This window comes from Actinomadura sp. NPDC048955 (assembly GCF_040649435.1).
Classification (GTDB): domain Bacteria; phylum Actinomycetota; class Actinomycetes; order Streptosporangiales; family Streptosporangiaceae; genus Spirillospora; species Spirillospora luteofluorescens.
The window spans coordinates 37,294-58,199 of the sequence record NZ_JBEZJI010000057.1; the positions used below are offsets into that span (position 1 = coordinate 37,294).

The window sequence follows — 20,906 nt, forward strand, 5'->3', positions numbered from 1 at the left end:
AACTCGACACCATGACACCCCCCGGAGACGGCGCGGTCGAACTGCACTCGCTCGCCAAGCGCTACGGCGCGGTGACGGCCGTGGACGGCCTGTCGCTCAGCGCCGCCCGGGGCGAGGTCACCGCGCTGCTCGGCCCGAACGGAGCCGGCAAGACCACCACGATCGAGATCTGCGAGGGGTTCCGGCGGGCCGACGCGGGCACCGTCCGCGTCCTCGGACTCGACCCCGCCGCCGACGGGCGCGCCCTGCGCCCGCGGGTCGGGGTCATGCCGCAGTCCGGCGGCGTGCCGGGCACCGCCCGGGCCGGCGAGTTCCTGCGGCTCGTCGCCTCGTTCCACACCGCGCCGCTCGACGCCTCCGCCCTGCTGGAGCGGCTCGGCCTCAGCGGGCACGCCCGCACCCCGTTCCGGCGGATGTCGGGCGGGCAGCAGCAGCGGCTCTCCCTCGCCGTCGCCGTGGTCGGGCGGCCCGAGCTGGTCTTCCTCGACGAGCCCACCACCGGGCTCGACCCCCAGGCCAGGCACGCCACCTGGGAGCTGATCGGCGAGCTGCGCGCCGCGGGGGTGTCGGTCGTGCTCACCACGCACAACATGGAGGAGGCCGAGCGCCTCTCCGACCACGTCGTGATCGTCGACGGCGGCAGGGTCGTGGCCCAGGGCACCCCCGAGGAGCTGACCGGCGCCGAGCGGCAGCTGCGGTTCCGCGCCCGCCCCGGCCTCGGCCTGGAGGAGCTGCTCGCGGCGCTGCCCGCCGGGAGCGCCGCCAAGGAGTCGCCCGCCGGGCACTACCTGATCGAGGCCGACGTCCGGCCCGAGCTGCTGGCCACGGTCACCGCCTGGTGCGCCTCGCACGGCGTCATGACCGAGGACCTGCGGATCGAGCGGCGCACGCTGGAGGACGTCTTCCTGGAACTCACCGGACGGGAGCTGCGCTCGTGACGACCCCGCTGGACCTCGCCCCCGCGCCGGGTGCCGCGCCGCTGCCGCGGATGATCCTCTCCCAGGCCGGCTACGAGTTCCGCGCCGTGCTGCGCAACGGCGAGCAGCTGCTGCTCACGCTGATCATCCCGGTGGTGCTGCTCGCGCTGTTCAGCGCCACGTCCCTGGTCGACCTCGGCGCGGGCCGCCGCGTCGACTTCCTCGCGCCCGGCATCCTCGCCCTCGCGGTGATGTCCACCGCCTTCACCGGCCAGGCCATCGGCACCGGGTTCGAGCGGCGCTACGGCGTCCTCAAGCGGCTCGGCGCGACCCCGCTGCCGCGCGGCGGGCTCATCGCCGCCAAGACGCTCAGCGTGGTCGCGGTCGAGGCCGTGCAGGCCGCCGTGGTCTGCGCGGTGGCGCTGGCCCTCGGCTGGCACCCGCACGGCGACCCCGCCTCGGTGGTCGTCCTGCTGCTGCTCGGCACCGCCGCGTTCAGCGGGTTCGGGCTGCTCATGGCCGGGACGCTGCGCGCCGAGGCCACCCTCGCCGCCGCCAACCTCGTCTACGTCCTGCTGCTCGCCCTCGGCGGCGTCGTCTTCCCTCTGGACCGGTTCCCCGGCGGGGTGCGGTCCGCCCTGGAGCTGCTGCCGATCTCGGCGCTCTCCGACGGGCTGCGCCAGGTCCTCCAGCACGGCTCCGCGTTCCCGGGCAAGCCGCTGGCGGTCCTCGCCGTGTGGGCCGTCGCGGGCCTCGTCCTGGCCGCCCGCTTCTTCAGGTGGGAGTAGCACATGGCCCTGTCTGACGCACCCGGCTCGTTCGGCGGCGCGTCACGCGCCTCCCGGCCTTCCCGGGCGCGGGCGCTGCCGTCGCGGCAGCTGTCGCTCGGGTCGGTGCCGCCGCCCGCGCTGATCCTGATGGGCATCATCTCCCTCCAGGTCGGGGCGGGCCTCGCCAAGCACCTGTTCGACCGGCTGCCGCCGAGCGCCGTCGTGACGATGCGGCTGCTGACCTCGGCGATCGTGCTGGGGTTCCTCACCCGCAAGGCGCTGCGGACCGTCCTGCGCGACCACTCGCGCTCCAGCCTCGCGATCGCCGCCGTCTTCGGCCTGGCGCTGGCGCTGATGAACTTCTCGATCTACCAGTCGTTCTCGCGGATCCCGCTGGGCGTCGCGGTCACGATCGAGTTCCTCGGGCCGCTCCTGGTCTCGATCGTCGCCTCCCGGCGCCCCCGCGACGCGCTGTGGGTCGTGCTGGCGGGGGCCGGCGTCGTCCTGCTGGCCCGGGGCGGCGCCGGCGCGCTCGACCCGGTCGGCATCGCGTTCGCGCTGCTGGCGGGGGCGTGCTGGGCGGGCTACATCGTGCTCACCGCCGCGACCGGCCGGCGCTTCCCCGGCTCCACCGGCCTGGCGCTCGCCAGCGTCGTCGGGACCGTCGCCATCCTCCCGCTCGGGGTGGCGTCCGCGGGCTCCGCCCTGCTGGACCCGCGGCTGGTGCTGATCGGCCTCGGCGTCGGGCTGCTGTCGTCGGTGATCCCGTACTCGCTCGAACTGGAGGCGCTGCGGCGGATGCCCGCCCGTGTCTTCGGGATCCTCATGAGCCTGGAGCCCGCCGTGGCGGCGCTCGTCGGCGTGGCGCTGCTCGGCGAGATCCTCACGGGCCGCCAGTGGATCGCGATCTGCTGCGTCATCGTCGCCTGCGCGGGCGCGACCCGGAGCCAGAAGGAGCCTCCCGAGGCGCCCGAGGCCTGAGCGGTGGCGGCCCCGTGTGGCAGCGTGGAAGGATCGGGACGTCGCGATCATCAAGCCGGAGAGGAGCCGCCGTGATCGGCCGGAGCGAGGACCAGGGGATTCCGCCCGAGTTCTTCGAGGCGGGGTCGGCGTCGTTCGTCGACTTCCTGCGCCTGCACTCCCCTGAGCTGCTGCCCGTCAACCGGGTGCCCAAGGGGGACGCGCCCGAGCTGCCGCACGGGACGACGGTCCTGGCGCTGACGTTCCCGGGCGGCGTCATGATGGCCGGCGACCGGCGCGCCACGCAGGGCCACCGCATCGCCTACCGCGAGCTCGACAAGGTGCAGCGCGCCGACGAGTACTCCGCCGTCGCCTTCGCGGGGACCGTCGGGCTTGCGCTGGAGATGGTCCGGCTGTTCCAGGTGGAGCTGGAGCACTACGAGAAGATGGAGACCGTCCCGCTGTCGCTGCCGGGCAAGGCCCGCCGCCTCGGCGCCGTGATCCAGGCCAACCTCGCGCAGGCCCTCCAGGGGCTCGCGGTCGTCCCGCTGTTCGCCGGCCTCGACCCCGGCTCCGGCGACGCGCGGATCTACACCTACGACATCACCGGCGCCCCGCAGGAGGCCCGCGGCTTCCACGCGGACGGCTCCGGCTCCCCGTACGCGACCGGCGCGCTGAAGAAGCTCTACCGCGACGACCTGTCCCTGGAGGACGCCGCCACCGTGTGCGTCCAGGCCCTCTACGACGCGGCCGACGACGACACCGCCACCGGCGGCCCCGACCCGGCCCGGCGCATCTACCCGACGATCGCGGTCGTCACCGCCGACGGCTACCGGCGGCTGCCCGACGAGCAGGTGGCGGCGATCAGCGAGGACGTCGTGCGCGGCCGGACCGAGCGGCCCGGCGGCCCCGTCGCGCCCCTGCGCTGAGCGCCGGAACCGTCGTACCCGGCTTCTAGACTCGGCCCATGGCACGGGCGAACGACGAGGCTGCGGCCCTCATCCAGGAACTGGCCGATCTGCTGTCCATCACGGGCGGCGACGCGTTCAAGATCAGGGCGTACGAGAAGGCGGCGCGGGCGGTCGCGGGGCACCCGGGCGACATCGCCGGCCTCGACCTGGCCGGGCTGCGCGAGATCTCGGGGGTGGGCGACGCGATCGCCAAGAAGCTCCTCGACTACAACACCACCGGCACGATCCGGCAGGTGGAGGAGCTGCGCGCGCAGATCCCCGCCGGGGTCCGCACGCTCACCGCCATCCCCACGCTCGGCCCGAAGAAGGCCCTCGCCGTCTACGAGGCGCTCGGCATCTCCTCGGTGGACGAGCTGGCCGCCGCCGTCGAGGAGGGCCGGCTCCGCGGGCTCAAGGGCTTCGGCGCCAAGACCGAGGAGAACATCCTCCACGGCATCGAGCTGATGCGCGGCTCCGGCGAGCGCGTGCTGGTCGACGCCGCGGCGGGCGTCGCCGACGAGATCGTCGCCGTCCTCTCCGCGCTGCCCCAGGTGGAGCGCTGCGCGCACGCCGGCTCGCTGCGCCGGATGCGCGAGACGATCGGCGACGTGGACGTGCTGGCCGCCTCGCTCGACCCGCGCCCGGTCATGGAGGCGTTCACCGCGCTCCCGTTCGTCGCGGAGGTGATCGCGGGCGGCGACAAGAAGACCTCGATCCGCACCTCCCGGGGCCTGCAGGTCGACCTGAGGGTCGTCCCGCCCGAGTCGTGGGGCGCCGCGCTCCAGTACTTCACCGGCTCGCAGGCCCACAACATCCGCACCCGCGAGATCGCCGTGAAGGCGGGGCTCAGGCTGTCGGAGTACGGGCTGTTCCACGCCGGGACCGACGAGCTGATCGTGTCCAAGACCGAGGAGGAGGTCTACGAGCGCCTCGGCCTGCCCTGGATCCACCCCACCCTCCGCGAGGACGCCGGGGAGATCGAGGCGGCGCTCGAGGACGAGCTGCCCCGCCTTGTGACCGTCGAGGACCTGCGCGGCGACCTGCACAGCCATACCGACCTGACCGACGGCGTCGCCTCCCTGGAGGACATGGCCGCCGCCGCGCTGGACCGCGGCCTGGAGTACTACGCGATCACCGACCACGCGCCGAACCTGGTCATGCAGCGCATGACCGACGAGAAGATGCTCGCCCAGCGCGCGCGGATCGCCGAACTGCGGGACCGGTTCCCCGGCCTCACGCTCCTGCACGGCACCGAGCTCAACATCGACCCCGACGGCGGCGTCGACTGGGACGCCGACTTCCTGTCCGGCTTCGACGTGTGCGTCGCCTCCGTCCACTCCCACTTCACGCAGGACGAGGCGAGCATGACCCGGCGGCTCGTCCGCGCGTGCGAGAACCCCCACGTCCACGTGATCGGCCACCCCACCGCCCGCAGCATCGGCCGCCGGGCGCCGGTGAACGCCGACTGGGACGAGGTGTTCCGCGCCGCCGCCCGCACCGGCACCGCGATGGAGGTCGACTCCTTCCCCGACCGCCTCGACCTGCCCGCCGACCTGGTCCGCCGCGCGAAGCGGTTCGGCGTGAAGTTCTCCATCGACACCGACGCCCACTCGGTCGGCCACCACCGCAACATCCGCTACGGCGTCGGCACCGCCCAGCGGGGCTGGCTGACCCCCGACGACGTCATCAACACCTGGCCGCTGGAGCGTCTGCGCGCGTTCCTGCGCAAGGCCTGAGCGCGGCTCAGGCGGGCTGGGGGGCCTCGGCGGGCCGCGGGGCCACCGGGGCGGGTCCCGCGGCGGCGGGGACGGGGCCCCGGTCGCGCAGGGCGAAGAACAGGCGGAACGCCGCGATCCACATCAGCACCGCGCCGAGCATGTGCAGCAGCACCAGGCCGGCGGGGACGCCGAGGAAGTACTGGACGTAGCCGACGGCGCCCTGCGCGACGATCAGCCCGGCCAGCTCGTGGGCGCGGCGGCGCGCGGCGGCGGGCGCTCCCGTGCGGTGCAGGACGACGATGGCGAGCACCGTCAGCGCGATGGCGAGCCACGCCAGTTCGCCGTGGATGCGGGCGACGTCGGTGATGTCGAAGCCGTACCGGCGCGACTCGGCGTCGCCCGCGTGCGGGCCGGTGCCGGTGACGACGGTGCCCGCGACGAGCACCGCCGCGCAGGAGACCAGCAGCGCGGCGGCGAGGCGGCGCGTCCAGGGCCCGGCGAGCGGCCGGGGCGGCTCGTCGCCCTCCCCCGCGCGGATCCACAGCGCGACGCAGAACACCAGCAGGGCCGGTGAGACCAGGAAGTGCAGCGAGACGGCCGCCGGGTGCAGCTTGGTCAGCACGACGATGCCGCCGATCACCGCCTGGGCGACCACGCTCATCGGCTGGGCCAGCGCCCACCGCACCAGGCTCCGGCGGCGCGGGCGCAGCCGCAGCGCGGCGACGAACACCAGCACGCCGACGCCCAGCACCACGAAGGTGATCAGGCGGTTGCCGAACTCGATCGACATGTTGAGCACGTGGTGCTCGGGATTGTGGGTCGGCACCAGGCTGTCGCCGGAGCAGCGCGGCCAGTCGGGGCAGCCGAGGCCGGACTTGGTGACGCGGACGGCGCCGCCGCTGACGACGATCACCACGTTGCCGATGACGCCGATCAGCGCGAGCAGCCGCAGGGACCCGGGCGTCGGGCGCCACACGGCGTTCCAGGTCCGGATCAGGAGGTTGGACGACTCTCGCTCTGCCACGGCACCAATCGTATGGCCGGGTCCCCGTGACCGTGACCCGGCCCCCGCCCTCCCCCGCCCCGCTCCGCGCGCGGCGTCGGGTCAGGCGCCGTACGGGCCGGGCGGCCGCGGCGGCAGGAACCCCGACGGCCCCTGCCGCGCCCACGGCGGTCCGGCCTGAAGGCCCGCTCCCGGGCGCGGCGGGGTGCGCAGGAACGCCTGCCTGGCCATCGACATCAGTGCGAGCAGCGAGTCGCGGCGGGCCACGAACCAGCGCTGGTCCGCGACGCCGCGGTCGGCGCGCTTGTGCAGCAACGCCAGCTCCGTCGCGGCGAGCTGGTAGTCGACCATGGCGCGCCCGGCGGGCGCGCCGCCGACCGAGCGGGCCCAGCGGCGGGCGGCGCGGCGGGAGGGGATGGAGCGCAGCATCCGCACGTCCTGCGGCGTCACCAGGCCCGTCCCCGCGTACATCGGCAGGTAGGCCTCGATCCGGCGCACGGTGCCGCGCCGCTCGACGAACACGATGACGATCAGCGCGACCAGGACGCAGAAGTCCAGCACGTAGACGATGCCGAGGCCGCCGAGCCCGAACGCGGCCGCGCCGTTCCACAGCCCGTGCAGCACCATCGCGCCGAGCAGCCCGGCGAGCGGCGCGAGGATCTGGCCGCGCCGGTGCGTGGCGGCGTAGGCGACGCCGAGGCCCGTCATCGAGGTGAACAGCGGGTGGCTGAGCGGCGCGATCAGGCCGCGCAGGACGAACACCGCCTGGAGCTGCTGCGCGCCGCCGTCCTCGAACGCCCGCATGTAGTAGGTGACGTTCTCCAGCATGGCGAAGCCGAGCCCGACCATGGCGGCGTAGATGATCCCGTCGGCGAACCCGTCGATCTCGTTGCGGCGGAACCACAGCATGCCGAACAGGACGGCGCCCTTCAGCGTCTCCTCGATGATCGGCGCGCCGATCGCGGCGCTGACGAAGTGGCCCTCCGTCTCGCCGAAGATGGGCACGGTCACGTACAGCATCCCGGCGGTGTTGAGCACGAGGGCGCCCAGCACGGCGACGCCCGCGCCCCACATGAAGGCGAAGGCGAGGGCGCGCGGCGGCTCGGGCTCCAGCCGGTCGAGGGTGAGGGCGAGGGCGATCAGCACCGGGATCGGCAGGATGGCGAGGAGCACCCCGACCCAGAAGCCGGCCCCGCCGAGCGCGGCCTCGGTGCCGAGCGCGACGACGGCGCACAGCCCGGACACGGTCATGCCGAGGATCAGGCCGACCGGAGGCCGCCCGGGGACACGGCCTTCGAGCACCGCCTTGGGATCCATGCTCGCCATAACGTCGAAGCGTAACGGCAGGTCGCACCGATCGCGCAAGCGCCGGCGGCCGCCTCCCGCGCCGGCCCGGGGCGGGAGCGCGCCGGTCAGTGCAGGAGCGGGTCGACCGCCACGGCGGTGAACAGCAGCGCCAGGTAGACGTTCGACAGGTGGAAGAAGCGCATCGGCCGCAGGTGGACGCCGGTGACCCCGGCGCGCACGGCCTTCAGCAGCCGGTGGCCCTCGGCCAGGAAGACCAGGCCGAGCACGACGGCGACGGCCCCGTAGACCGGGCCCATCCCGGCGACGGGCCACAGCAGCAGCGAGCACGCGACGGTCGCGTAGGTGTAGACGAGGCTCTCGACCACGACGCGCCGCTCGGACGCGACGACCGGCAGCATCGGGACCTTGGCGACGGCGTAGTCCTCGCGGTAGCGCATCGCGAGCGTCCAGGTGTGCGGCGGCGTCCAGAAGAACACCACGCCGAACAGGACGAGCGGCGTCCAGGCGACGCTCCCGGTGACGGCGGCCCAGCCGATGAGGACGGGCATGCACCCTGCGATGCCGCCCCAGACGACGTTCTGCGAGGTGCGCCGCTTGAGCAGCAGCGAGTAGACGAAGACGTAGAACAGGATCGCGAACAGCGACCCGGCGGCGGCGACCGGGTTGACCGCGAGCAGGAACCCGGCGGTGGACAGCACCGCCAGCGTCACCCCGAAGATCAGGGCGCGGGCCGGGGTGACCTGGTGGCGGGCCAGCGGGCGGCGCCGGGTGCGGCGCATCTTGGCGTCGATGTCGCGGTCGATGTAGCAGTTGACCGCGTTGGCGGCGCCGGCGGACATGGTGCCGAACGCCAGCGTCAGCAGCACGGTGGACAGCGGCGGCACGCCCCGGTCCGCCAGGAACATCACCGGGATGGTCGTGATCAAGAGCAGCTCGATCACGCGCGGCTTGGTCAGCGCCACGTAGGCGCGCACGCTCGCGAGGGGCGCGCGCCGGGCGGCCCGCTCGGCGGGGGGCGGCGCGAGCCTGGACGCGGGCGCCTCCGGCACCTGCTCGTCCAGGTCGATCCCGCGCTTGTTACTGAGCACCGTCACAATCGGGTCCACGTCTGACTAGGGATGGGAAATCGATACCACCCTGGCGGTGCCCCGCGATCGGGCCGGCCTCGGCTGGGTGCGACTTCGGCTTGGTCGTCTTGCCGCGGCCGCTGGCGTCAGCCGCGCAATCACTGTAGTCCGCCCCCTCCGGGGGGCGCGCACCGGGTCGCCGGACGCGCCGGGCGCGATGCCGGCCGGCCCGCCCGGACCCCGGATCACCCGCCGGATCACCCGTGCGGGGGGTTAGTCCGCGAGGCGTTCGGGCAAGGGTGCATGAGCGTCGCGGCCCGATGCCCGGCGCGCGGCGCAGCGGTCCCCCGACCCGCCTGCGGCGGCCCTCCCGCGCGATAGGCTCGCGGCTGGGCGCGGGCATGATCTTCGCGACCGCGCCCGTGCGGCCGTGCGGGGCGGGGGGAAGAGGCGCCGCACCGCCGGGCGTTGTCCTGTGTGGGGGTCGTCCGCGGGGCAGCCCGCGCACAGCACCTCCGGCGCACAACATTACAGAGTGGTTATTTTGACACCGGTTCGAGAGGAGCCTGGCGTTTCCGTGAGCAGGGACAACAGCACGTTTGAGTGGTCCGACCAGGACCGGCGCGCGGTGGACGTGATCCGCGCCCTCGCCATGGACGCGGTCGAGGAGGCGGGCTCCGGTCACCCAGGGACGGCGATGAGCCTCGCGCCGGCCGCCTACCTTCTCTTCCAGCGGTTCCTGCGGCACGACCCGACGGACCCGGACTGGGCCGGGCGGGACAGGTTCGTGTTGTCCTGCGGACACTCCAGCCTGACCCTCTACATCCAGCTGTACCTGTCGGGCTACCCGATGACGCTGGACGACCTGAAGTCGCTGCGCAAGTGGGGCAGCCTCACCCCCGGCCACCCCGAGTACGGGCACACCGCGGGCGTGGAGACCACCACCGGGCCCCTCGGGCAGGGCGTCGCCAACGCCGTGGGCATGGCGATGGCGGCCCGCCGCGAGCGCGGCCTGTTCGACCCGGACGCGCCGGAGGGCGAGTCCCCCTTCGACCACACCATCTGGGCGTTCGCGTCCGACGGCGACATCGAGGAGGGCATCAGCCACGAGGCGAGCGCCCTGGCGGCGCACCAGCGGCTGGGCAACCTGGTCCTGCTCTACGACGACAACCACATCTCGATCGAGGACGACACGGCGATCGCGCTGTCGGAGGACGTGCGCGCCCGGTACGCGGCCTACGGCTGGGACGTCCACCACGTCGACTGGACGCAGGACGGCGACTACGCGGAGAACGTCGCCGCGCTGGCCAAGGCGTTCGCGGCGGCCAAGGCCGACACGTCCCGCCCGTCCTTCATCGCGCTGCGCACGATCATCGGCTGGCCGGCGCCGAACAAGAAGAACACCGGCAAGATCCACGGTTCGGCGCTCGGCGCCGACGAGGTCGCCGCGACCAAGCAGGTCCTCGGCATGGACCCGGCCGAGAGCTTCCATGTCCCCGAGGACGTGCTGGCCCACGCCCGCGCCGTGTCCGACCGGGGCCGCGCCGACCACGCCGAGTGGGCCAAGGCGTTCGAGGCGTGGCGCTCCGCGAACCCCGAGCGGGCCGCGGAGTTCGAGCGGATCTCGTCCCGGACGCTTCCGGCCGGCTGGGAGGACGCGCTCCCGCGGTTCGAGGCGGGCAAGTCCATCGCGACCCGCGCGGCGTCCGGGGAGGTGCTGGCGTCGCTGGCGCCGGCGCTGCCGGAGCTGTGGGGCGGCTCGGCCGACCTCGCGGAGAGCAACAACACGACGATGAAGGGCGAGCCGTCCTTCATCCCGGAGGAGTTCCAGACCAAGGAGTTCCCCGGGCACCGCTACGGCCGCACGCTGCACTTCGGCGTCCGCGAGCACGCGATGGCCGCGATCTGCAACGGCATCGCGCTGCACGGCGGCACCCGCCCCTACGGCGGCACGTTCCTGATCTTCAGTGACTACATGCGCCCGGCGGTCCGGCTGGCGGCGCTGATGAAGCTGCCGGTCACCTTCGTCTGGACGCACGACTCGATCGGCCTCGGCGAGGACGGGCCGACCCACCAGCCCGTCGAGCACCTGTGGGCGCTGCGGGCGATCCCCGGGCTGGACGTCGTCCGCCCTGCCGACGCCAACGAGACGGCGGTGGCGTGGCGGACCGTCCTGCGGCACACCGACCGCCCGGCGGGGCTGGCGCTGACCCGGCAGAAGCTGGCGACGCTGGAGCGCGGCGGCGAGATCGCGTCCGCGGAGGGCGCCGCCAAGGGCGGCTACGTGCTGGCCGACGCCGAGGGCGGGCGGCCCGAGGTGATCATCATCGCGACCGGCAGCGAGGTGGAGCTGGCGCTGCAGGCGCGCGCGACGCTGCAGTCCGAGGGCACCCCGACCCGCGTGGTGTCGATGCCGTGCGTGGAGTGGTTCGAGGAGCAGACCGACGCCTACCGGCAGGAGGTCCTGCCGCCGGGCGTGCGCGCCCGGGTCTCGGTCGAGGCCGGCGTGGCGCTCGGCTGGCGCGGCTACGTCGGCGACGCCGGCGAGTCGGTGAGCCTGGAGCACTTCGGCGCCTCGGCCGACTACAAGACCCTGTTCCTGCAGTTCGGCATCACGCCCGAGCGCGTGGTGGCGGCGGCCAAGGCCAGTCTCATCAAGGCCGGCGTGCGGAACGCCGGGCAGGGCGAGACGACCGGCAACTGAGCGGGAGCCCGCGAGGCGGGCGGCGCCCGGGCACCCCGGGCGCCGCCGCCCTCCCCCGGCGGACGACGAAGACGACGAGGAGAAAACGATGAGCGACAATCTGAAAGAGCTCTCCGGCGAGGGCGTGTCGATCTGGCTGGACGACATCAGCCGGGAGCGGCTGCGTTCGGGCAATCTGGCGGAGCTGGTCAAGGACAGGCACGTCGTCGGCGTCACGTCCAACCCGACGATCTTCGCGAAGGCGCTGAGCAAGGGCGACGCCTACGACGAGCAGGTCCGCGACCTCGCGGTGCGCGGCGTGGACGTCGAGGAGGCGTCCCGCGCGATCACCACCTACGACATCCGGTGGGGCTGCGACGTGCTGCGCCCGGTCTACGACCGGACGGAGGGCCTGGACGGCCGCGTGTCGATCGAGGTCGACCCGCGGGTGGCCCGCGACACCCGCCGCACGATCGCCGAGGCGCGTGCCCTGTGGTGGATGGTCGACCGGCCCAACCTGCTCATCAAGATCCCGGCGACGGAGCAGGGCCTGCCGGCGATCACCGCGGCGCTGGCCGAGGGCATCAGCGTGAACGTGACGCTGATCTTCTCGCTGGAGCGCTACGGCAAGGTCATCGACGCGTTCTTCGCCGGCCTGGAGAAGGCCCGGGAGAACGGCCACGACCTGTCGAAGATCGCCTCGGTGGCCTCGTTCTTCGTCAGCCGGGTGGACACCGAGATCGACAAGCGTCTCGACAAGATCGGCTCGGACGAGGCGAAGGCGCTGCGCTCGAAGGCGGGCCTCGCCAACGCCCGGCTCGCCTACGCCCTCTACGAGGAGAAGTCGGGCACCGACCGGTGGAAGGCGCTCAAGGACGCCGGGGCCCGTCCCCAGCGGCCGCTGTGGGCCTCGACCGGCGTGAAGGACCCCGACCTCAGCGACACGCTGTACGTGGACGAGCTGGTCGCACCGGGCACGGTCAACACGATGCCTGAGGCGACGCTGGTGGCGGAGGCCGACCACGGCCAGGTCCGCGGCGACACCGTCCGGGGCGCCTACGACGACGCCCGCGCGCACATGGCCGCGCTGAAGGACGCCGGCGTCGATTACGACGACGTCGTGCGCGTGCTGGAGGAGGAGGGCGTCGAGAAGTTCGAGGCGTCCTGGAAGGAACTCCTCGACACCATCACCGGCGAGCTGGAGTCCAAGAAGGCCGGCGCGTGACCTCGGTGGTGACCGCCGGGGGGATCTCGGTCACCATCCGCGGCGCCGTCGTCGACGAGAGCGAGACGGTCCTGGACCGTCTCGTCTCCGACGGCGTGCCGGGCTCGCTGGTGTCCCGCAACGCCAAGCTGTGGGGGCCGGACGCGGCTCCGCTCGCCGCCCGCCGGCTCGGCTGGCTGGGCCTGCCGGAGACCTCGCGGTACCTGAGCGACCGGCTGTCGGGCCTGGTGGGCGAGGTCCGCTCCGCCGGGCTCGACCGGGTCGTGCTGGCCGCGTCCGGGGGCGCGGCGCTGGCCGCGGACGCGATCTGCCGGACGGCGGGCGCGGACCTGACGGTCCTCGACACCACCGATCCGCACGAGGTGTCCGCGGTCCTGGCCGGCGGCGTGGACCGGACGCTCGTCGTCGTGGCCGACGAGAGCGTCGAGGCCGAGTCGCTCCGGCGCGTCTTCGGGCGCGCCTTCTCCGAGGCCGGGCTGAAGGGCGCCGAGCTGGCGCGCCGGTTCGTCGTCGTGGCCGAGGAGGGCTCCGGCCTCCAGCGGGCGGCGGGCGACGTCGGGCACCATCTCGTCCTGGCCGAGCCCGACGTCGACGGCCGCTTCGGCGCGCTCGGCGCGAGGTCGCTGGTCCCCGCGGCGCTCGCGGGCGCGGACGTCGAGGCCCTGCTGGACGAGGCGGCCAGGTTCGCGGCGGTGCTGCGGCAGCCCTACGACAATCCGGCGCTGGCGCTCGGCGCGGCGCTCGGCTCCTCGGCGCTCGGCGCCCGCGACAAGCTGGTGATCGCCGACCTCGGCTCCGGCCTGGAGGGCTTCGCCGCGTGGGCGGAGCAGCTGGTCGCCGGAGCGATGGGCAAGGACGGCAAGGGCCTGCTCCCGGTCGTGGTGGAGGGCGTCGACGCGCCCGGCTTCGAGCTGACCGGGGAGCTGCGGCGCGTCATCCTCGGCCGCCGCCCGGACGAGCCGGGCCCCGGGCGCGAGGCGGGCGTCAGCGTCGCCGGGCCGCTCGGCGCGCAGTTCCTGCTGTGGGAGTACGCGGTCGCGGTGGCGTGCCGGGTGACCGGGGTCGACCCGTTCGCCGAGCCCGACGTCGTCGAGTCGCGGGAGAGCACGGCGGCGCTGCTGCGCTCGGAGGAGGGCGCCGCGCCGACGGTGGTGCACCGGCCTCCCGAGCTGGTCGAGGGCGCCGTCGAGGTGCACGCCCCCGAGGACGCGCTGCGCGGCGCGCAGACCCTCGGCGAGGCGCTGGACGTCCTCCTGGAGGACGTCCCGGAGGGCGGCTACCTGGCGCTCCTGGCCTACCTGGACCGGTCCGGGGACGCCGCGGCGGCGGAGCTGCGGCCCCTGCTGGCCGCGCGGGCCGCCAAGGTCCGCAGGAATCCGGCCCCCGTCACGTTCGGGTGGGGACCCCGCTGCCTGCACACGGCCGGGCAGTACCACAAGGGCGGCCCGGCGAACGGCGCGTTCCTGCAGGTCACCGGTGCGGTCACCGACGACGTCGCGGTGCCGGGCAAGCCCTACAGCCTGGGCGAGCTGCAGCTCGCCCAGGCGTTCGGCGACCTGCGGGTGCTGCGCTCGCTCGGCCGCCCCGCCTTCCGGATCCACCTGCGCGACCGCGCGGAGGGCCTCGGCGGCCTCGCCGCGGCGCTCGGCTGACCCACCGGGTCCGGCCGCGTCGGCGCGAGGTGACCGGCCGGATCCGGGAAGCGACCAAGAAGATCAACGGAGATGGTCGCGGATGCCCTTTCTCTCCTGAAACGATGGGGGCCGGGAGGAAAACGGTGTCAGGATTCGACGTACTCACGCGCGGCGACGTGCTGGACTCGGCGCTGCAGGCGCGGGACTACCTCGTGAGCTGCGGCGTCCCCGGCGCACTGGCCGCCAAGGACCCCCAGCTGTGGGGGCGGCGGGCGGTCGACCACAGCCGGCTGGGCTGGCTCGACCTGCCGTTCGCCTCCCGCGGCCTGCTGAACCAGGTGGGCGGCCTGGTGTCGGAGGCACGGTACTCGGGCCTCGACCACATCGTGCTGATCGGCGTCGGCGCGGAGAGCCTCGCCGCGCAGGCCGTCATGGAGGCGCACGCGCCCGCGCTGGCGGGCGCCGGCGGCGCCGAGCGGCCGTCCGGGGAGCTGACCGTCCTGGACGGCGGCGACACCGCCGCGCTCGCGTTCGCGATGGAGCGGCTCGACCGCACGCTGGTCGTGCTCGCCAGCAAGGCGGGCGTGTCCCTGGAGGGCGACGCCTACCGCCGGATCTTCGCGGCCGCGTTCCGGGAGCGGGGGCTGTCGGAACGGGAGATCGCCGGCCGGTTCCTCGTCATCACCGACCACGGCAGCCCGCTGCACGACTTCGCCCGCCAGTGCGGCTACCGGATCGGGCTGACCGACCCCTACCTCCCCGGGCACTACGGCGCCCTGTCCGCCTACGGGCTGGTCCCCGCCGTGCTCGCGGGCGCGGACGCCGACCGGCTGCTGGAGGAGGCGGCGTCGCTGGTGCCGTCGCTGTCCAAGGACGAGGACAACCCGGGTCTGCTGCTCGGCGCCGTCATCGGCGGCTGCGCCCAGCAGGGGCCGGGCGGCCTCGCCCGCGACAAGGTCCTGCTGCGCGAGCCGGGCGGGCCGGGCGCGCTGAGCGCGTGGATCTCCCAGCTGCTCGCGGTCGGCACCGGCAAGCGGGGGCGCGGGGTACTGGCCTTCGAGCCGCCGGGCGGGCGGGGCGACTTCCCCGACGTGCACGGCGTGTCGATCAATCCGCGCTCGGCGGCGCAGGACGAGTCCGACACCTCGGTGTGGGCGCCGCTCGGCGCGCAGTTCCTGCTGTGGGAGTACGCGACGGCGGTCGCCGGGTGGCTGCTCGGCGTCAACCCCTTCGAGGCGGGCAGCACGGTCGTCCAGGAGGCCGAGGACGACGCCGCCACGCTGCTGCGCACGGTCGCGGGCGGGTCGCTCACGGCGGAGCGGCCCGTGTACGTCGAGGACGACATCGAGGTGCACGCCGACTTCCCGTGGCCGCCCGGCGCCGAGCTGCAGACCGTCCTCGGCGGGCTGGTCGCCTCGGTGCCGTCCGACGGCTACCTGGCGGTCATGACGTACCTGTCGGGCGACTTCTCCGGGCGCTACCTCGCGCCGTCGCTGGCCCGCGCGTCCGGCCGCCCGGTCGCCTACGGGCCGGGGCCCGGCTACCCGCACGCGACGGGCCCGGTGCACAAGGACGGTCCGGGCAACGGCGCGTTCCTGATCATCACCGGCGACCCCGCGCCGGGGGACGCGCTGGCCGCGCACCCCGTCCCCGGGCGCCCCTACAGCCTGGCGCAGCTGCAGACCGCGCGCGCCCTCGGCGAGCTGCGGGCGCTGCGCGCCCGGCGGCTGCCGGTCATCCGGCTGCACCTGCGCAACCCGGTGGACGGCGCGGGACGGCTGATCGAGGCGGTCCGCGCGGTGGCGGGGGCGCGCAGACCGTGAGCTTCACCGCCGTCGTCTCGGGGGAGACGGCCATCACCGCGCGCGGCCCGCTGAAGGAGGCCGCCGAGCGGGTCATGGGCCGGTTGTGGATCGACCAGGTGCCGGTCCGGCTCGCCTCGGAGGACGCGTCGCTGTGGCCGTCGGCCGCCACCGCCGGGGTGGAGGGCCGCCCGCTGTGCTGGCCGGGGCAGCCCGGTCCCGGCCGCGCGGTTTTGGACCGTGCCGAACTGCTGCGCGCGCGGGCCCGCGAGGACGGGCTGACCGACGTGGTGCTGCTCGGCGCCGGCGCCCCCGCCCGCGCCGCCGAGCTGATCGTCCGCGCCGGCGCCGCCGCGGAGGGCGGCCGCGGTTCGCTGACGGTGCTGGACGGCCCGGACCCGGGGGCGCCCCTGCGCATCCGGGAGGACCCGGAGCGGCTGAACCGGACGGCGTTCGTGGTGACCGGCGACGACCCGGCGACCGAGGCGCTGCGCGAGGTGTTCGCGGAGGCGCTGCGGGAGGAGGGCCTGTCCCCCGACGGGATCGCGCGCCGGTTCGTCACGGTCGCCGAGCCGGGCGCGGCCGCGGCCAAGCACGCGACGGAGGCGGGCCTCCCGCTGGTGGAGGCTCCGGCGCCCACCGCGTTCGGCGCGCTGTCCCCCTACGCGCTGGTGCCCGCCGCGCTCGCGGGCGCCGACATCGCCACGCTGCTGGAAGAGGCCACCGCCGTCCTGCCGTCGCTGACGCGGCCGGAGAACAACCCGGGGCTCGTGCTCGGCGCCATCCTCGGCGGCGCGGCCCGGGCCGGGCGGCGGACGGCCGTGCTCGGCGGCTACCCGGCGGCGCTGCCGGGCGTCGCCGGATGGGCGGCGCGGCTCCTGCGGGAGGCGGCCCGCGGCCGGCTGGCGCCGGTCGTCCAGGACGGGGGCATGCCGCTGCAGCCCGACGACGACCTGTTCCTGCTGACGTTCGACGGCCGCCCGCACCAGGACGACGCCACGATCGCCGGGCCGCTCGCCGCGCAGCTCGTCGTGTGGGAGTACGCCGCCGCCGTGGCGTCCTACCTGCTGGAGGCCGACCCCCTGGCGGCGGCGGAGCGGCCCGCCCCGATGACGCTGGACGACGGGACCGGCGAGCCGCTGTTCGCCGACGGCGACCCCGGGCGCGCGGTCGAGGCCCACACGACCGTCCCGGCGCTGGCCGGAACGTCCGGGCTCGCCGCGCTGCTGGACGCGCTGGCCGGCCGGGTCGGGCCCGGCGAGCACCTCGCGCTCGTCGCCTACCTCGACCCGGACGAGGCCCGCGGGCAGGGCGCGCAGGTGCGGCGGCTCGCCGCGCTGCTCGCCGCCCGCTGCGGGCGGCCGGTGCGGGTGGACTGGGGCGCGCGGCCGCCCGCGAGCGGAAATGATCACCCGGACGGATGCGTTTACCTTCTGGTGACCGGGAACGTCGTCCGCGACGTCCCGGTCCCCGGCCGGCACCACAGGCTCGGCATGCTGCAGCTCGCGCGGGCGCTCGGAGACGCCCGCGACGCGCGCGCGGCGGGGCGCCCGGTGGTCCGGCTCCACTTGCAGAACCGCTGGGCGGGGCTGACCCGGCTGCTCGACGCCGCCAGAGGGGACATATGAGCGCTCACACACCGGGGACCACCGGAGACTCTGGCCGGTCAGGGGGCGGTTCCGAGTTGGGGCCCGCGATACGAGTTGGGGCAGGATGCTTGCAGCAGTAGTCGAAGAAGGCGCAGTGCGATCAGAGGGGGCCACGTGACCAACACAGCCAATCCGCTCCGCGACCCGCGGGACAAGCGCCTGCCGCGGGTGGCCGGGCCGTGCGTGCTCGTGCTGTTCGGGGTCACCGGGGACCTGTCGCGCAAGAAGCTCCTCCCGGCGATCTACGACCTGGCGAACCGAGGGCTGCTGCCGCCGGGCTTCTCCCTGGTGGGATTCGCGCGGCGCGACTGGGAGAACGAGGACTTCCGCCAGATCGCGTACGAGTCGGTGAAGGCCCACGCGCGGACCCCGTTCCGCGAGGACGTGTGGACGCACCTGATGGAGGGCATGCACTTCGTCCCCGGCGAGTTCAGCGACCCGGGCGCGTTCGACGCGCTGGCGATGGCGGTCAAGGAGCTGGACGAGAGCCGCGGCACGGGCGGCAACTACGCCTTCTACCTGTCGATCCCCCCGAAGTTCTTCCCGCAGGTGGTCGAGCAGCTGCAGCGCAGCGGCCTGGCCGACCGCGAGGAGGGCTCGTGGCGCCGGGTCGTCATCGAGAAGCCCTTCGGCCGCGACCTGAAGACCGCGGTGGAGCTGAACGACACCGTGCACCGCGTGTTCCCCGAGGAGGCGATCTTCCGGATCGACCACTACCTCGGCAAGGAGACGGTGCAGAACATCCTGGCGCTGCGGTTCGCCAACACGATGTTCGAGCCGATCTGGAACCGCTCGTTCGTCGACCACGTGCAGATCACGATGGCCGAGGACATCGGGATCGGCGGCCGGGCCGGATACTACGACGGCATCGGCGCCGCCCGCGACGTCATCCAGAACCACCTGCTGCAGCTGCTGGCGCTCACGGCGATGGAGGAGCCGACGTCGTTCAGCGCCGACGCCGTCCGCGCCGAGAAGGCCAAGATCCTTTCCGCGGTGCGGGTGCGGGGCGACCTGGCCCAGTCGACCGCCCGCGGGCAGTACGCGGCGGGCTGGCAGGGCGGCGTGAGCGTCCAGGGGTACCTGGAGGAGGAGGGCATCCCCGCCGACTCGCGCACCGAGACCTACGCGGCGGTCAAGCTGGAGATCGACAACCGCCGCTGGGCGGGCGTCCCGTTCTACCTGCGCACCGGCAAGCGGCTGAGCCGCCGGGTGACGGAGGTGGCGATGGTGTTCCAGCAGGCGCCGCACCTGCCGTTCTCGCACACCGACACCGAGGAGCTCGGGCAGAACGCCCTGGTGATGCGGGTGCAGCCGGACGAGGGCATCACGGTCCGGTTCGGCTCGAAGGTGCCCGGCACCTCGATGGAGATCCGCGACGTCAACATGGACTTCGCCTACGGCGAGTCGTTCACCGAGGCCTCGCCCGAGGCGTACGAGCGGCTGCTGCTGGACGTGCTGATCGGCGACCCCCCGCTGTTCCCCCGGCAGGAGGAGGTCGAGCTGTCCTGGAAGATCCTCGACCCGATCGAGGAGTACTGGGCGAGCCGCGGCGGCCTCGACCAGTACAAGTCCGGCGGCTACGGGCCCGACAGCGCCGACGAGCTGATGGCGCGGGACGGCCGAACCTGGAGGCGGCTCTAGATGAACATCGATCTGACCGGTACGACGACCCGCAAGATCCAGGACGCGCTGACGCAGTCCCGGCATCTGATGGGCGGCCCGGCCGTCGGCATGGTGCTCACACTGATCATCGTGACGGACGAGTCGGCGCAGTACGACGCGGTGCGCGCCGCGACCGAGGCGGCGCGCGAGCACCCCTGCCGGGTGCTGACCGTCATCTCGCGCGACCCGCGGGGCAGCTCCTCGCGGCTCGACGCCGAGATCCGGATGGGCGAGACGGGCCCCGGCGAGACGGTGCTGCTGCGCATGTACGGGCCGCTCGCCGAGCACGCCGACTCCGTCGTCGTGCCGCTGCTGATGCCCGACACCCCGGTGGTGACGTGGTGGCCCGGCGGCAAGGTGCCGAAGGTGCCCGCCAAGGATCCGCTCGGCCGGCTGGCGCAGCGCCGGGTGACCGACGCCTACGCGGCGCGCGACCGGCTCGGCACCCTCGCCCAGCTCGCCGAGGGCTACCGGCCGGGCGACACCGACTTCACCTGGACCCGGCTGACCTCCTGGCGCTCGCTGCTGGCCGCGGCGCTCGACCAGGAGCACGACGAGATCACGGCCGGCGAGGTGATGGCCGAGCCGGACTCCCCGAGCGCGGAGCTGCTGGCCGCGTGGCTGTCGGTCCGGCTCGGCGTCCCGGTGGACCGGACGGTCTCCGAGGGCCCGGGCATCACCGGCGTCCGGCTGGCGACGACGAGCGGCGACCTCGTGATCGACCGCCCGGACGGGCGGGTCGCGACGCTGAGCCGCCCCGGCCAGCCCGACCGGCAGGTGTCGCTGATGCGGCGGCCGATGGCGGAGCTGCTGGCCGAGGAGCTGCGGCGCCTCGACCCCGACGAGGTCTACCGCGACGCCGCCGCCCGGTTCGCCAAGGACCTGGCGGGCGGGTCGCAGAAGCCCGGCGTGGCGAGCGAGCCGGTGTCGGCGACGTCCGACGCGGCCCAGACGGGCCCCGCCAAGAAGCAGGCAGGGTCCAGGCAGCCCGCGTCCGGGCGGGCGGAGTCCAAGCAGCCGTCCCGCAAGGGGCGCGGCAGGTCGGGGGACGCATGAGCTCCCCGACCGTCCTGGTCCACGACGACCAGGCCCTGCTCGCCGAGGCCGCCGCGGCCCGGCTGGTGACGCGGATCGCCGACGCCCAGGCGGCGCGCGGCACGGCGTCGGTCGTGCTGACCGGCGGCGGCGTCGGCACGGCGGTGCTCGCCGCGCTGGCCGCCACGGGCGTCCGCGACGCGGTCGACTGGGGCCGGGTGGACGTGTGGTGGGGCGACGAGCGCTTCCTGCCCTCCGGCGACCCCGAGCGCAACGAGACCGGGGCGCGGCAGGCGCTGCTCGACCACGTCCCGCTCGACCCTGCGCGGGTGCACGCGATGCCGGCGGCGGACGGCCCGGACGGCGACGATCCGGAGGCCGCGGCCGAGCGGTACGCCGCGGAGCTGCGGGCCGTCGCCGGGCCCGGCGACGGCCCCGGTACGGCCGTCGACGGGGGGTTTGTGGGGGGGGGCCCCGGCGGGCCCGGGGCGGGGGGGGTGCCGGGGCTGGCGGCGCGGGGCGA

16 protein-coding genes are annotated in these 20,906 nt (G+C 74.6%); 13 read left to right on the top strand and 3 right to left on the bottom strand.

Annotated features, from left to right (window positions below; all coding sequences use genetic code 11):
- The first annotated feature begins 11 nt into the window (after positions 1 to 11).
- From AB0C84_RS36445 to polX, 5 genes are all read left to right on the top strand, one after another.
- On the top strand, positions 12 to 938 hold the full coding sequence (locus AB0C84_RS36445; RefSeq protein WP_361075142.1) for an ABC transporter ATP-binding protein: 927 nt from the start codon (positions 12 to 14) through the stop codon (positions 936 to 938).
- Between the two features lie 50 nt (positions 939 to 988).
- A complete protein-coding gene (locus AB0C84_RS36450; RefSeq protein ID WP_179849096.1) occupies positions 989 to 1,705 on the top strand; it encodes an ABC transporter permease in 717 nt (238 codons plus the stop codon).
- A gap of 3 nt (positions 1,706 to 1,708) precedes the next feature.
- On the top strand, positions 1,709 to 2,668 hold the full coding sequence (locus AB0C84_RS36455) for a DMT family transporter (protein ID WP_361075144.1): 960 nt from the start codon (positions 1,709 to 1,711) through the stop codon (positions 2,666 to 2,668).
- Between the two features lie 71 nt (positions 2,669 to 2,739).
- Entirely contained in the window at positions 2,740 to 3,576 is an 837-nt protein-coding gene (gene prcB / locus AB0C84_RS36460; RefSeq protein WP_361075146.1) for a proteasome subunit beta, read from the top strand.
- A 38-nt stretch (positions 3,577 to 3,614) separates the two neighbouring features.
- The gene (gene polX / locus AB0C84_RS36465) at positions 3,615 to 5,333 is read left to right on the top strand and encodes a DNA polymerase/3'-5' exonuclease PolX (RefSeq protein WP_361075148.1); all 1,719 of its coding nucleotides are present in this window, start codon (positions 3,615 to 3,617) and stop codon (positions 5,331 to 5,333) included.
- A 7-nt stretch (positions 5,334 to 5,340) separates the two neighbouring features.
- Here polX and AB0C84_RS36470 read toward each other — a convergent pair whose 3' ends face one another.
- The 3 genes from AB0C84_RS36470 to AB0C84_RS36480 form a co-directional block, all read right to left on the bottom strand.
- Positions 5,341 to 6,339, bottom strand: a complete 999-nt coding sequence (locus AB0C84_RS36470) for a COX15/CtaA family protein (RefSeq protein ID WP_179841816.1) — start codon at positions 6,337 to 6,339, stop codon at positions 5,341 to 5,343.
- Positions 6,340 to 6,420: 81 nt separating this feature from the next.
- Positions 6,421 to 7,644: a PrsW family intramembrane metalloprotease gene (locus AB0C84_RS36475; RefSeq protein WP_361075150.1), complete on the bottom strand. Its 1,224-nt coding sequence runs from the start codon at positions 7,642 to 7,644 to the stop codon at positions 6,421 to 6,423.
- Positions 7,645 to 7,730: 86 nt separating this feature from the next.
- Entirely contained in the window at positions 7,731 to 8,675 is a 945-nt protein-coding gene (locus AB0C84_RS36480; RefSeq protein ID WP_312879770.1) for a heme o synthase, read from the bottom strand.
- 595 nt (positions 8,676 to 9,270) lie between these two features.
- Here AB0C84_RS36480 and tkt point away from each other — a divergent pair.
- The 8 genes from tkt to AB0C84_RS36520 form a co-directional block, all read left to right on the top strand.
- Positions 9,271 to 11,397, top strand: a complete 2,127-nt coding sequence (gene tkt / locus AB0C84_RS36485; RefSeq protein ID WP_361075152.1) for a transketolase — start codon at positions 9,271 to 9,273, stop codon at positions 11,395 to 11,397.
- Positions 11,398 to 11,485: 88 nt separating this feature from the next.
- Entirely contained in the window at positions 11,486 to 12,601 is a 1,116-nt protein-coding gene (gene tal, locus AB0C84_RS36490) for a transaldolase (protein WP_361075154.1), read from the top strand.
- Positions 12,598 to 14,253, top strand: a complete 1,656-nt coding sequence (locus tag AB0C84_RS36495) for a glucose-6-phosphate isomerase (protein WP_361075156.1) — start codon at positions 12,598 to 12,600, stop codon at positions 14,251 to 14,253. The genes tal and AB0C84_RS36495 overlap by 4 nt, the downstream gene beginning before the upstream one ends.
- Positions 14,254 to 14,378: 125 nt before the next feature.
- Entirely contained in the window at positions 14,379 to 16,058 is a 1,680-nt protein-coding gene (locus AB0C84_RS36500) for a phosphoheptose isomerase (RefSeq protein ID WP_361075158.1), read from the top strand.
- Positions 16,055 to 17,665, top strand: coding sequence for a hypothetical protein (locus AB0C84_RS36505; protein ID WP_361075160.1), 1,611 nt, complete (start codon positions 16,055 to 16,057; stop codon positions 17,663 to 17,665). The genes AB0C84_RS36500 and AB0C84_RS36505 overlap by 4 nt, the downstream gene beginning before the upstream one ends.
- A gap of 135 nt (positions 17,666 to 17,800) precedes the next feature.
- Positions 17,801 to 19,327 (top strand): glucose-6-phosphate dehydrogenase, encoded by a 1,527-nt coding sequence (gene zwf / locus AB0C84_RS36510; protein WP_179841824.1) that lies wholly within the window; start codon positions 17,801 to 17,803, stop codon positions 19,325 to 19,327.
- The gene (gene opcA / locus AB0C84_RS36515; protein WP_179841825.1) at positions 19,328 to 20,404 is read left to right on the top strand and encodes a glucose-6-phosphate dehydrogenase assembly protein OpcA; all 1,077 of its coding nucleotides are present in this window, start codon (positions 19,328 to 19,330) and stop codon (positions 20,402 to 20,404) included.
- Positions 20,401 to 20,906, top strand: a 506-nt coding sequence (locus AB0C84_RS36520; protein WP_361075162.1) for a 6-phosphogluconolactonase, incomplete at its 3' end; no start/stop codon positions are given. The genes opcA and AB0C84_RS36520, both read left to right, overlap by 4 nt.

Coding starts and splice junctions, on each gene's coding strand:
- AB0C84_RS36450 (WP_179849096.1), top strand. CDS start 989: ATGATCCTCTCCCAGGCCGGCTACGAGTTCCGCGCCGTGCTGCGCAAC.
- opcA (WP_179841825.1), top strand. CDS start 19,328: ATGAACATCGATCTGACCGGTACGACGACCCGCAAGATCCAGGACGCG.
- AB0C84_RS36475 (WP_361075150.1), bottom strand. CDS start 7,644: ATGGCGAGCATGGATCCCAAGGCGGTGCTCGAAGGCCGTGTCCCCGGG.
- tal (WP_361075154.1), top strand. CDS start 11,486: ATGAGCGACAATCTGAAAGAGCTCTCCGGCGAGGGCGTGTCGATCTGG.
- polX (WP_361075148.1), top strand. CDS start 3,615: ATGGCACGGGCGAACGACGAGGCTGCGGCCCTCATCCAGGAACTGGCC.
- AB0C84_RS36455 (WP_361075144.1), top strand. CDS start 1,709: ATGGCCCTGTCTGACGCACCCGGCTCGTTCGGCGGCGCGTCACGCGCC.
- AB0C84_RS36445 (WP_361075142.1), top strand. CDS start 12: ATGACACCCCCCGGAGACGGCGCGGTCGAACTGCACTCGCTCGCCAAG.